This is a genomic window from Micromonospora cremea, from assembly GCF_900143515.1.
Classification (GTDB): Bacteria; Actinomycetota; Actinomycetes; order Mycobacteriales; family Micromonosporaceae; genus Micromonospora; species Micromonospora cremea.
In genome coordinates this window covers 1,096,253-1,108,868 of the sequence record NZ_FSQT01000001.1, presented here as the reverse complement: position 1 = coordinate 1,108,868, position 12,616 = coordinate 1,096,253, and the positions used below count along the sequence as shown (strand labels likewise).

At 69.6% G+C, this 12,616-nt stretch carries 6 protein-coding genes; all 6 read right to left on the bottom strand.

The genetic code is table 11. From position 1 onward, the window contains the following. Positions 1-60: 60 nt before the first annotated feature. Entirely contained in the window at positions 61-693 is a 633-nt protein-coding gene (locus BUS84_RS04950; RefSeq protein WP_074309104.1) for a hypothetical protein, read from the bottom strand. Between the two features lie 24 nt (positions 694-717). Continuing rightward, entirely contained in the window at positions 718-3,855 is a 3,138-nt protein-coding gene (locus BUS84_RS04945) for a family 43 glycosylhydrolase (RefSeq protein ID WP_074312108.1), read from the bottom strand. Between the two features lie 116 nt (positions 3,856-3,971). Next, positions 3,972-8,696 (bottom strand): Ig-like domain-containing protein, encoded by a 4,725-nt coding sequence (locus tag BUS84_RS04940; RefSeq protein WP_244298384.1) that lies wholly within the window; start codon positions 8,694-8,696, stop codon positions 3,972-3,974. A 108-nt stretch (positions 8,697-8,804) separates the two neighbouring features. Beyond that, entirely contained in the window at positions 8,805-10,727 is a 1,923-nt protein-coding gene (locus BUS84_RS04935) for a glycoside hydrolase family 127 protein (RefSeq protein WP_074309102.1), read from the bottom strand. 2 nt (positions 10,728-10,729) lie between these two features. Then, positions 10,730-11,641 (bottom strand): carbohydrate ABC transporter permease, encoded by a 912-nt coding sequence (locus tag BUS84_RS04930; RefSeq protein WP_074309101.1) that lies wholly within the window; start codon positions 11,639-11,641, stop codon positions 10,730-10,732. A 5-nt stretch (positions 11,642-11,646) separates the two neighbouring features. After that, the gene (locus BUS84_RS04925) at positions 11,647-12,525 is read right to left on the bottom strand and encodes a carbohydrate ABC transporter permease (RefSeq protein WP_244298383.1); all 879 of its coding nucleotides are present in this window, start codon (positions 12,523-12,525) and stop codon (positions 11,647-11,649) included. Positions 12,526-12,616 lie beyond the last annotated feature (91 nt).

The following is a 12,616-nucleotide window of genomic DNA, read 5'->3' as shown; positions in this document are numbered from 1 at the left end:
GTCCTTCGACGGAGGGATGTGACGGTGGGGGCCACGGTGACGCGGCCCCCACCCGGCGCGTCACTCGAACAGGGAGAGGGTCAACGTCGAGGTGTACGAGCCGGCGGCGACATCCGCCGGGGTCCGCAGGTACAGGTCGGCGTCCACCGAGTACGCGTCGCCGGTGACCGCCTCGGAGTCGAACGTCGACACCAGCAGCTCCTGGTCGACCAGGCCCACGTTGTTGCCGGGCTGGGTCGGCTCGTCCAGGACGGTCACCACCTCCTCGCCTTCGGTGACCAGGCCGGTGTCACCGCCGTCGAGAAGGCGCGGCTTCCAGCCGAGATGGCCGGCGCTGATCGGCGCCTGGGCGGCACCGCCGACGAAGTCGGTGGCGCTACCCAGCACGGCCCAGGCGGCGTTGTCCGGCACCTCCTCGGCCGTACGGGTGTCGGTGACCGTCACCGTCGGCAGGCTGCCGACGAACTGACGGACCAGCAGGGTCGAGCCGTCCTCGGACAGCGCGACGGAGTTGCCGGCGATCGACATGGCGAGCACGCCCGGTTCGGTGATCTCCTCGATGTCGACCGTCACCCGCACGTCGGCGCTGTCGTCGGGCTCGGCCTGGACCGGCGCCTGCAACGCCACCGTCCCGACCAGCACCGCACCCGCGGCACCGGCCGCGAGCAGCCGCCTACGGTTCCCTGTGTTCATCTGCTACTCCATCGTCACTAGTGGTTACGGGGCCTGAAGGGGATCGCCGGCACAGTCGGCGCCGGAGTGGTCTGCCGTGCGGACGGTGGTCACGTCCACACCGTTGATGGGCCCGGTGGCCCGGACGGTCGCCGAGCCGGCCGGCACCGAGGCCGTCCGGGTGGCGAACGACTGGTAGGCGTTCGCACCGGGTGCCACGTTGGCGATGGAACGACGGCCGTAGGCCGTCTCCAGGACGATGTCCACCGGTGCGTCGTGGTCGTTGCGCGCCTGAACCGCGACGTACGCCTTGCCGCCGACGCACCGCGCCTGCGCGCTGACCGTGACGGGCAACTCGGGTTGGGCGCCCGGGTCGTCGGCGACGACCCGCCACTCCGTGATCGCGACCGCGGAGTACGTGGTGCCGTTCCCGTTGGCCCGGATCGTCGCCCGCACCCGGGGCGTGGTGACCGGATCGAAGGTGACGGTGTTGAACGCGGTGGTGCTCGTGCCGTAGGCGGATGCGCCGGTCACGTCACGCCAGGCCGAGGTCTCCTCGTCCCAGTACTGCAGCACCCATCCGTCGGGTTCGGCGACGCCGTCGCCGGTGCCGCGGTTGGAGTCCCGCCAGAACTTCAACTCGGTGCCGGTGATGCGCACCGGTCGCGTCCAGTCGTACTGGACCCACTGGGTCGCCGGACGGGTCCCGGACCAGGTCCCCCAGACCTGCGCCTGGCTCGGGTTCGCCGGGTCGGCGCCGTCGTTGAGGGCGCCGAGGCTGTTCCAACCCGCCGTGTAGGACGCCGTCGGGGTCGCGATGGGCCCGATGTTGCCGGTCAGTGGCCCGGACAGGTCCGCCGGGATGGTGACCGTCTTCGCGGTCTCCAGGTTCCCGGCCGCGTCGAGCGCACGGAACGACACGGTGTGCCGGTGCGGGTCGGGCGCCGCCATGGCGCCGCTGTAGGCGGTCCACGCTCCGGCGTCGATGGCGTACTCGATACGGGCGACCCCGGAGGTGGCGTCGCTCGCGGTCACCGTGACCGCCCGGGTGGCGCTGTTCACGGTGGCCGTGCTGGCCGGCGCCGTGGCGTCGATGCGGACGGCCAGGCTCGCGGGCTCCGAGGTGTTGCCCGCGCGGTCGGTCGCGGTCGCCGTGACGGTGTGCTGGCCGTCCCCGGAGACGTTGGCGTCCAGTGACCGTACGGCGCTCGCGACGACCGGCTCGCCGTCGTCCACCCGGGACTCGATGGTCATCCGGCCGCCCCGGTCGTCGACGCCGGCGACGCGCACCCGCACCGCGGACCGGAACCAGCCGGCACTGCCAGCGCTGCCGCTGGGTGTGAGCGTCAGCGTCGGCGCGGTTTCGTCGCCCTCGGTGTCATCCGGCGAGATGACCCTGACCGGGGCGGAGACGCGTCCGGCGGCGTAGCCGAGCACACTGCCCTGGATGGTGAACGTCCCGGGCGTCGCGACGTCCTGCGGCGTCACCGGGTCCCAGAAGACCGGCACCCGCAGCGTCTCGGCGCCGAACGACACCGGGAGAGTGTCGGGCAGCAGGGTCTCCCCCACCTCCACCGTCATTCCCGGCGGGGCAACGGACTCGGGCTGAGCGGCGAGGATCTTCCACTCCTCGACCGCCACGCCCGAGTAGGTGCTGCCGTTGGTCGAGGCGTCGAACACCGCGCGAACCTGCGTGGTGGTCACCGGGTCGAACGAGGTGTCCTGGAAGCCCTGCGTGCCGGTCGGGAAGCCGCTCGGGCTCGGCACGTCGGCCCACTGACCGCTGTCGAGGTTCCAGTACTGGATGCGCCAGCGGGCGGGGGCGGCGACGCCCGTGCCGGTGCCCTGGGGCTGGTCGTTCCAGAAGTCGATCTGCGAACCGGAGATCCGCATCGGCTGGTCCCACGTGTACTGCACCCACTGCTGGGGTGGGTTGTTGCCGGTCCAGGTCCCCCACATGTCCGGTGGCAGCGGGTTCGACCGGACGATCTCGTCGTTGAGCGCCTTCACCCAGTACTGGGTGGGCACCGGCTGGTTGGAGACGGCGACCGTCGCCGCCTGGGCGATGTTCGCCCGCGGCGTGCGGTCGGGCCCCCTGACCGGCGTCGGCGTCACGAGCTTCAGCCTCGGCGGGCTCAGCGTGTCGTCCCACTCGACCGGGTCGATCGCCACCGACCGGCGGAAATGGCCGCCGCCCACGGCGTCGGCCGTGTGGTACGCCATGTACCACCTACCGTCGAACTCCAGGATGCCCGGGTGGCTCGTCGTCGAGGAGACCGGCCGGAGCATCGTGCCCCGGTAGGTCCACGGCCCCTCCGGCGACGACGCCGTCGCGTACGCGATGCAGGCGTGGTAGTTCGCCGGGGTGCACTGCGAGGTCGGGCCGGCGTTGTTCCCGGCGTACGCCATGTAGTAGGTGCCGTTGCGCTTGAAGGCCCAGGCCGCCTCGAAGAAGCCGGTCAGGCCGGCGACCGAGCGCTGGGTGGTGACCGGGGTCTTCATGTCCTGCTGGAGCTCGATCATCCGCAGCTGGCTGAACGAGCCCCACCAGAGGTACACCCGCTGGTTCGGGGCCGTGCCGTCGATGAGGATCGTCGGGTCGATGTTGTGGATGGTGTTGGGCGTCGGCACCCGCTGGGAGATGATCGGCCCGCCCGCGTGGTCGGTCCACGGGCCGGTCGGGCTGTCCGAGACGGCCACGCCGATCGCGAACTTGTCGGACGCCGGGCTGTCCCGTTCGTTGATCGGTACGTACCAGTAGTAGCGGCCGTCCACACCCCGGACGACCTGGCCGGCGTACGCGCGCCCCGGTGTCGCCCAGGCGAAGACCTGTTCCGGGCGCATCAGCGACGGGTAGTGGGTCCACTCCCCCGCCTCGACATCCGTGGTCCGGAAGGCGCCCCACTCGTTCATGATGAAGTCGTTGGTGGACGGCCCGGCCTGGTCGTGCCCGGTGTAGATGTAGAGCTGGTCCTTGCCACTGTCGTTGCCGGGAGCGCCGGCCGGCACGACGACCGGCGCCGGATCGGCCGAGTAGTAGCTGCCGTCGCCGAGGATGGGATTGACGGTGTTGGTGAAGGTGTACGAGTCTGCGGCGTGCGCTGGTGCGGCGACCCCGACCAGGCCAGCGGCGACGAGCCCGGTGACCGCCGCCGCGGCGACCGCCCTGCGGACCCGGCGCATCGGCCGGCGGGTTGGTGGGGCGGCGCCGCGCACCACGGTGGTGTTCACGGTGTCGATCTCCTCACTGTTGTCCGGAGGTGGTGGCGGCGCCGGTGCGGCGCCGCCACCACGAAGGGTCAGCCGCAGCTGAGCGCGCCGAACGGCGCCTCGAACTCCGCCGTCACCGGCTGGCCGTCGACGCTGCCGGTTGCCTTCACCGTCGCGATTCCGGCCTGCACCGTCTTGGCGCGGGTGGTGAACGCCTGGTACGCGGACTTCCCGGAGGCGACGCCGGACACCGTGCGCGAGCCGTACGGCGTGATCAGCTCGATGGTGAGCGGCACGTCCTCGGCGTTGCGCGCGTTGACCGAGACGAAGACGGTGGTGCCGATGCACTGCGTGCGCGCCTGCACCTCGACGTCCCACGTCGGGGTCTCCGGCGGGTCGCCCACGGTGAGGGTCAGCGTGGTCCGCGTGGCGCCGGCCTCACTGACGTAGTCGGGCAGGATCAGGTTGCCGATGATGGTGTAGCGACCGGGGGTGTCGACGATGTCCTCGTCGAACTCCCAGTTGACGCCGATGGCCTGGTTGTCGCGAGAGCCGTCGTTGTAGGAGACCTCCACCTTGCTCGGCAGGTGGGGAAGCTCGCCCACGTCGACGGACCGCTCGAACGTTTCGGCGCCCTGGATCGAGATGCCGCCCGGGGCCGTCTCGGGCCGCACGTAGACGCGCGCCTCGGCGATCAGGCCGTACGCGTCGTTCGTGCCGTAGACCACGAACGGCTCGACGTTGGTCTCGGCGACCATCGCCGGCGTGATCTCCTGCCAGTTGAACGCGACGGTGCCGCGTGCGCCGCTGGCGTAGACCGCGTCGAGCGTGCTCGGCAGGGTGGGCACAGCACCCACGGTGGTCCGGATGAGCACCGGAGAGCGCACCGAGTCGACGGTCTCGCCGTTGGCGCGCCAGCGCAGCACACCGGTTCCCGCGCCGCTGCCCATGAGGCCCCAGATGCGGATGCGCAGGTAGCTGGTCGTGACGGGTTGGAAGTCGAAGTGGTTGTAGGTGTTGGTGGCGAGCCCGTCGGCGTACGTCGAGTCACCGGTGAGGGTGACCGGCGTCCAGGTGGTGCCGTCCGCGGAGCTCTCGATCGCGTACGTCGTGCCCGTGGGCCGGCGGGTGCCGCCGTTGTCGTCGTACCAGTAGATGTCGGTCGACGACAGCCGTACCGGTGCGGTCCACCGGTACTGGATCCACGCCTCCCGCTCCGGGCTGGTGCCGTTCTGTGGCTGGCCCCAGTTGCCCCAGCCGTTTCCGGCACCCGGGTTCGAGCTGGTCGGGGTGGTGCTCTCCTTGACCCGCTGGTGGTTCTCCCACGACGAGGTGCCGCTGGTGCTGATCGTCGCTGAGGAGCCGAACTCGGCGACCACCTCCCGCTTGGCGAGGGTCACCGCCACGGTCGCCTCGGACCGCTTCTCGCCGTCGCTGGCGAAGAGCCGGAACACGTAGTCACCCTCGACCGTGCCGGTCACCCTGGTCGTCAGTGCCTTCCGGTCGGAGAAGATCACGCCCGCGCCGGGCGGGGCCGAGACGGTCTCCCAGCCGAAGGTGAGCTCGCTGTCGTAGGGGATGCCGTCGTCGGACGCCGTGCCGACCAGCATGGTGGACAGGTTGCCGTCCGCCGAGCCGTCGCGCGCGGCGGTGACCACGGGAGCCTGGTTGGAGACCTCCGGTACGTCACGTCCGGAGTCGAACACCTGGATCTCGGAGATCGCGGTGTAGAAGGTCGGGTTGTTCGTGAAGGCGATGCGCAGCTTGTTCGACGTCACGGTGTCGAACAGCGCCTCGTTGAACTTCGCCGACGGGACGGTCGGGTTCTTGAACTGGCCCGGTACCTCCTTCCAGCCGCCGTCGCCGTCGGGCACCTGCACCCACCAGCGCGCGGGCTCGCGGTAGCCACCGGCCTGGCGGTCGCTGACGGCGTACACCTTGACGTTGTCGAAGGATTTGGCTGAGCCGAGGTCCAGCTCGATGTAGCCGTTCTTGTCGGTTGTGCCGTAGTTGCCCCAGTACGGCTCGTTGGCGGTGACGCCGTCGTTCACGGCCGCGAGCGACACCGGCCGTTCGGTCTCCTTGATGGCGCCGGGTGTGTAGTTCATCGAGGTGGTGCTCCAGCCGGGCGTGTGGAACTGCCGCCACGGCGTCGGCCGCACGCCCTGCTGGGTGTACGACGAGCTGAGGTTGGCGCCCGCCGCCAGGTTCGGCGCGTCCTCGGTGAGGTCGATGCCGGCCGTCTTCAGGTACTCGACGACGCGGGTGTCCTCGATGGGGGTGTCGACCGCGCTCGGGACGTTGGCCCCGGTCGTTGCGGTGAACGTGACGGTCAGGCCGGCCTCGGCCTGGACCTGGTTGGTGCGCGGGTCGTAGGTGAGCTTGCCGAGCTTGTCGGTGCTGACCTTCTTCTCGCCGTTCAGGAACAGGCTGTAGCCGGCGCCCAGGCCGTACTTGCTGCCGTCGGGGTCCCAGACGATGGTGACGTCCTGCCCGTGGTAGCGCAGGTTGTTGGCCATGAAGTGGTCGTATCCGAACGCGATGGGCGAGAGCTCGATCTTGTCGTCGGAGCGTGGCTGGAGCCCGGCCATGTCCTCGACGAAGATGTAGTTCATGTTGCCGAGCATTACGTGGTTGGGGTTGTTGCGGTTGTAGGTCTTCGTGGTCGGGTTCCAGTTGGAGTAGTACTCCGCCTGGTTCGGGGCGCGCAGGTCCGCGTTCGGGTAGATGCTCCAGGCCATCCAGTCCAGCAGCCGCTTGGCGTACGCCGGGGTGATGTACTTCTGCTCCGGGTCGTAGTGCCGCAGGGCCGAGCGGACGCTGCGGTACTGCACGGTGAAGTTGATGTTGGAGAAGTTGTTGGAGCCACCGATCCCGTAGGCGGTCCGGTCGTACTGGTTGGCGGTGTAGAACGGGAAGATCGGGAAGTTGTCGCCGTAGGTCAGGAAGCGGTAGCCGTCGACGTAGTTCTGCCACTGGTCGAACGGGATGAGGTTCTCGGCGTAGACGTCGTAGAGGTTCGACTCCCGGGCCGGGATCAGGTCGCGGGCCGACTCGGGCAGCGGGTTGGGCCGGCCGTTGGCGCTGGCCGCGCTGGTGGCGCCGTGCGACGTGCCGGCCAGGAACATCCGCATGTCGGGGCTCCACAGCCGATCCAGGATCGCCGCGCGGATGGCGTTGGCGCCGCCGGCCATCTCGTCGACCTTGCCCTGGTCGGCGCCGGCGAGCTGGTAGAGCTGGCGGGCGGCGTCGAACGCGCCCCACACGTACGCCGACTCGGGGCGCTCGATGGTGCGGGCGCCGGGTGCGCCGGCGTTGGTCTTCGGGTAGCCGAAGGTGATTGCGTCGGCGTCGTTGCCCGGCATGTAGTTGGTGTCGTAGGCAATCAGCTTGTCGTCGTTGCCGTCGTAGTGCTCCAGCTGGCCGACGCCGTCGCCCTCGAAGTAGCGGGCGAACTTCCGGGCGATCTCCTTGCCGCCGCCGTGCACGTTGTAGGCCTCGAGCCCGGCGGTGCCGAGGTACTGCGAGTAGTGGTTGTTCCAGCTCGTGTGCCCCGGGCTGTCGAGGAAGGCCGAGGAGCCGGACAGCTCGCCGATGTTGAGCACCTGGCCGTACGGCAGGTAGGGCGTGCGCAGCCACTTGGTGTCCTGCAGATGCATCGGCTGGGTCAGCGCGACGGCGTTCTGGTAGAGGTTCACCCCCTCGATCGTCGTGGGGTACTGGTAGACGTGGCCGGGCGCGTTGGCGTCGAGCGTGTTGTACCGCTCGCCCCACCAGCGGTAGACGATGGCCTTCTCCAGCGCCGGATCGGGCACGTCGATGTAGGGCACGTCCTGCGCCCAGCGACGGTTGAACGCGGTGATGCCGGTGCGCACGGCCGTGGCCGGCGACATCTCGGCGTACTCCTGGTAGCTCTTGACCGTGTTGGTCAGGGTGGCCGAGGAGACGGCGCCGACCACCGACAGCGACACCGAGCCGCCGGCCGGCACGGTGATCTCGCGGTCCAGGTTGGCTCCGGTACGACTGAAGCCGGCACCGGTGACGTCGACCTTGATCGAGTTCCACGCGGTGTCGATGAGCCCGTTGTTGGCGCCGCTGGTGATGGTGCGGGTGCCGGTCAGCGTGGCGGCGCCAGGCCCGGCCTGGGTGGCCAGCGGTGAGGCGGCGCGGACGGTGAAGGTGGCCGGTGCGTCGCCGGGGTTGTCGAAGTCGAGGGCGGTGACGGCGACGTTGTCCTCGGTGATGAACTTGGTCTGGTTGGCGGTGACGCCGGTCGTCCCGATCGTGTACCGGCTCTTCGCGTGGCTGGGCGCGTTGAACCGGTTGGCGTTGACCTCGGTGACGGTCTGCCCGGGCACCGTGACGGTGTACAGGTTGCCGAGGTTGTTGGGGCCACCGACGTACGCGCTGCCGGCAAAGCCCATGATGGTGAAGTTGTTGTTGCTCGCGCCGCGCATGTAGAGAGAGCGGCCCCGGGTCATCAGCACCGCCGACCCGAGCGTTCCGGGGACGCCCAGGACGCGGTCGAGGTAGTAGTCCGTGCCGCCGGCGGCCAGGTCCTTCTCGAAGATCGACTGGTGCATGTTCCCCGCGGTGAACGGCACACCGGGCTTGAGCTGGTTGGCGACGTCACCGACGTTGCTGTAGGCCGGGTCGCCGATCTCCATGGCATGGCTCTGCCCGTTGGTGTAGACACCGACGTCACCCTCGTTGCCCGGCAGGACCGGGCTGTCGGCGTGGGCCGGGGACGGTACGCCGACCGCCCCTCCCACCACCAACGCGGCCAGGGCGGCCCAGAGGGGCACCCTCCTCACTCGTCTATGGATCATGTCGTTTCCTCCCTGTCGTCGGTGCGGCTGAACGGGCGGCGGATACGAGCGTTAGCGCTAACATCAGGGAGCCTCTCGGCCCGTGACATCTGGTCAGCGCGCTGTCGGGAGCCAGACGCGCATGGTCGAGGGCCCTCGGTTGGCCCAGTCGTGGTACTCCACCAGCGCCACCTCGTCGAGGTCCTCGCCGACCACCGGCGCCGACTCGACCGCGTCGGCCCGGTAGGGCCAGTCGTGGTCGCGCGAATGGACACGCCGGCAGCGCACGGTGACGCGGCCATGCACGAGGCGGGGCGGTTGGCTGGTGTCGACGCGCAGTTCGTCGACCGTCTCGACGCCGGGCACGTCCACGGACTCCAGGGCGAGCACGAGGGGGCCGTGCTCCACCGCGACGCAGCCACGAACGGTGTCGATGCGCGCGTCCGGGTAGGTGAACCGGGGCGTCATCGGCAGGGACAGAACGATCTCGTCGCCCCGTCGCCACGTCCGGCTCTCGGTGGCGAAGCCCGGACCGACCGGGCGGGTGTCTCCGTCGACGGTCAGCGTCGCACCCTGGGCCGCCCAACCGGGCACCCGCAACGACAGCGACCAGGGGCGGTCGTCGTCGCTCTCGATCCGCACCCGGACCTGCTCACCGTGGGGGTAGTCGGTCGCGATGCTCACGCACAGGTCACGCCCGTCGGGCAGGCGGTGCTCGACGGTGCCGGGCAGGTACTGGTGAAGCTGGAGACCCTCGTCATCGGACGTCGCGACGTAGGCCGACAGGCTGGCCAGGGTACGGGCGACGTTGGTCGGGCAGCAGGAGACCTCGAACCAGGGCGCCCGCAGCGAGGCCGCCGCGCGCAGGCTGGGCCGGTCGGCGTCGGGCAGGGTGCCGAGCTCGCGGCGGTGCAGGGTGTTGGTGTAGAAGAAGCTCCGCCCGTCGGCCGACGGCGAGGTCGACACCACGTTGAACAGCGTCCGCTCGATGAGGTCGGCGTACCGGGGGTCGCCGTCGGCGAGCAGCAGCCGCCACGCGAGCATCACCGAACCGACGCCGGCGCAGGTCTCGGAGTAGGCACGGTCGGGAGGCAGCACCCAGTCCTCGCCGAACGCCTCGTCCTGGTGCCGGGAGCCCTGCCCGCCGGTGACGTACGTGCGCCGGGCCACCCCGTTGCTCCACTGGGTGCGTACCGCGTCCAGCAGGCTGGCGTCCTTCAGTTCGACGGCCACGTCGGCTACGCCGGCGGCGAGGTAGTTCGCCCGTACCGCGTGCCCCCGCAGGACCGTCGCCTCCCGGACGGGACGTTCGTCCTGGAAGTACTCCCGACCGAATTCCACATCGCTGAGCCGCCCGTGTCCCCGCCGGTCGACGAAGAGAGCGGCCTGGGTCAGGTAGCGGTCATCGCCGGTGACCCGGGCGAACTCCACCAGCGCGGTCTCGATCTCCGGGTGCCCGCAGAGGCCGTCGATGCCGTCCGGTCCGAATGTCTCGCACACGTTGTCGGCGGCACGGCGGGCGACCTCGAACAACCCGTCGTCCGCGCCCGGACGCGTTCGGGCACGGGCGACCGCGGCTTGCAGGAGATGACCGACGCAGTAGAGCTCATGACCCCATTCGAGGTCGGACCACCGGGGCGCCTGCCCTGGGCGACCGAACCTGGTGTTGACGTAACCGTCGGCTTGCTGCGCCGCGGCCACCCGTCGCACGATGGCGCGAAACCTCGACTCCAGCTCGGCATCGCCGGTCCGGCCGATCTCCCAGGCCATCGCCTCGAGGAACTTGTAGATCTCCGAGTCGGAGAACTCGCGTCCACGGCGATCGCGCGACAGGTCGCCCTGGACGGCGAGGTCGAAGTTGCCGATCCAGCCCGCACGCTCGAGCCAGTGCTCGATGTGCGGGAGGGTCGCGGCGGCGTTGATCGATTGACGCTCGGCCCAGAATCCACCCGTGATCCGGACCTGGTCCAGCCCGAGCGGCCGGAGCCGGCCACGGATCGGCAGGACGGGGGCGGCCGTAGGTACGGTGCCGCTCATGGTCATCCTTTCATCGCGCCGGACATGAAGCCGCGCACGTAGTGTCGTTGGAGCAGCAGGAACAGGACGATGCACGGAAGGGCGAGAACGACGACGCCCGCTTCGGTCGCCCCGTAGTCGACGACACCCTGGACCTGGCCCCGCAGATTGGACACAGCGAGCGGAAGGGTCATGCGCTCGCTGTCGTTGATGAGGATCAGCGGTGCCATGAAGTCGTTCCACGCGGTGAGGAACGCGAACAGCCCGACGGTGATGAGGCCCGGCTTCACCGCGGGCAACAGCACCCGCCACAGAGCGCTGAACGTCGAGCACCCGTCGACCATTGCGGCCTCGTCCAGTTCGCGGGGCACCGCCTCGAAGGAGATGCGCATCAGGAATGTGGAGAACGGCAGCTGGAACATCGTGAGCACGAGGGCCACGCCGACGAGAGAGTTCTCCAGCCCCACCTGGTTGAGCAGCACGTACAGCGGGATCAGCAACGTCGCGTACGGGACCATCAGGATGGCGAGCGTGACCAGGAACAGGATGTTCTTGCCGGGAAAGCGAAACCGGGCGAACGCGTAACCACCGAGGAGGGAGATCAGCAGCGTCAGGGCGACCGCGAGCAGGGCGACGAAGGCCGTGTTCGCGAGGTAGCGCCAGATGCCGGCCTGATAGTTCGCCAACGTTTCGTAGTTGCCAAAGCCCCAGCCGTCCACCTGGTTGGTGCCGGCCCGCGGGCCCACCGAGGCGACGGCCGCCCAGAGGAGCGGAGCCAGGAAGATCAGTCCCACCGATCCGGAGAACACCCAGTACGGTGTGCGCAGCGCGATGCCGGCGATGGTGACACCCCTGGGGCCGGTGAGGCGACCCGGCGCCGCTGCGGATGGCGGAGGCCCGCCGCGACCGGTGCGGGAACGGGATGCGGTGACCATCGGCGTCAGCTCTCCTCGGACCGGAAGGCGCGCAGTTGCAGCGCGTTGATGAGGACCAGGGCCAGCAGCACGATGACGGAGAGGGCTGCCGCCACACCGAGGTCGTTCTGACCTTGGAACGCCACCATGTAGATGAGCTGGACGACGGTGATCGTGCTGTTGTCCGGACCGCCCTTGGTCAGGATGTAGAACTGCTCGAAGGCGAGCAGGGAACCGGTCACGCAGAGCACGGTCGTCAGTGCGAGGGTCGGACGCAGCAGCGGCAGGGTGATCTTCCGGAAGGTCTGCCACCGGCTGGCGCCGTCCGCCCGGGCGGCCTCGAAGACGTCCGCCGGTATGCCCTGCAGGCCGACCAGCATGAGCACCATGTAGAAGCCGGCGTAGCGCCACACGATGAGGAAGGTCGTCGAGATGAGCGCCGCGGTCGGTGAACCGAGGAAGGTGACGCCGAAACGATCCATCACCGGCGCCAGTGGGCTCGCGTACGGCGAATAGAGCACGTAGAACAACAGGGACGCCGACGCCAGCCCGAGGGCGCTGGGAATCAGAAACGACGCACGGAGCAGGTTGTTCCACCGGCTCGACTCCTGCACGAGCAGGGCCAGCCCCAGGCCGAGGGCCAGGAGCAGCACGGTCGCGAGCACGGTGTACTTGACGGTGAACACCACCGAGTCGGTGAAGAACCGGTGGTTGACCGCTTTCACGAAGTTGTCGGGAGCGTTGACTCCCTGGTCGCCGGAGAGCAGCGGCCATCTCGACACCGACATCTTGATGACGAGCAGCAGCGGCACGGCGAACAGCGCCACGACGAACACCGCGGTCGGTGTCGCGTAGAGCCAGCCCAGCACAGCTTGACGGCCGCGCGGACGGGCACGGTCCCGCATCGCCGCACTGGGCGGGCGAGACGGTGCGGTGACTCTCATGGGAACCTCTCGATCGATCGGCGGGGGGGCGGTCGCTGACACCTGCGGGTCG

What these genes read in the sequence shown, in the direction of transcription:
- BUS84_RS04930 (WP_074309101.1), bottom strand. Translation starts at nt 11,641, where the DNA reads ATGGTCACCGCATCCCGTTCCCGCACCGGTCGCGGCGGGCCTCCGCCA.
- BUS84_RS04945 (WP_074312108.1), bottom strand. Translation starts at nt 3,855, where the DNA reads ATGCGCCGGGTCCGCAGGGCGGTCGCCGCGGCGGCGGTCACCGGGCTC.
- BUS84_RS04935 (WP_074309102.1), bottom strand. Translation starts at nt 10,727, where the DNA reads ATGAGCGGCACCGTACCTACGGCCGCCCCCGTCCTGCCGATCCGTGGC.
- BUS84_RS04925 (WP_244298383.1), bottom strand. Translation starts at nt 12,525, where the DNA reads ATGCGGGACCGTGCCCGTCCGCGCGGCCGTCAAGCTGTGCTGGGCTGG.
- BUS84_RS04950 (WP_074309104.1), bottom strand. Translation starts at nt 693, where the DNA reads ATGAACACAGGGAACCGTAGGCGGCTGCTCGCGGCCGGTGCCGCGGGT.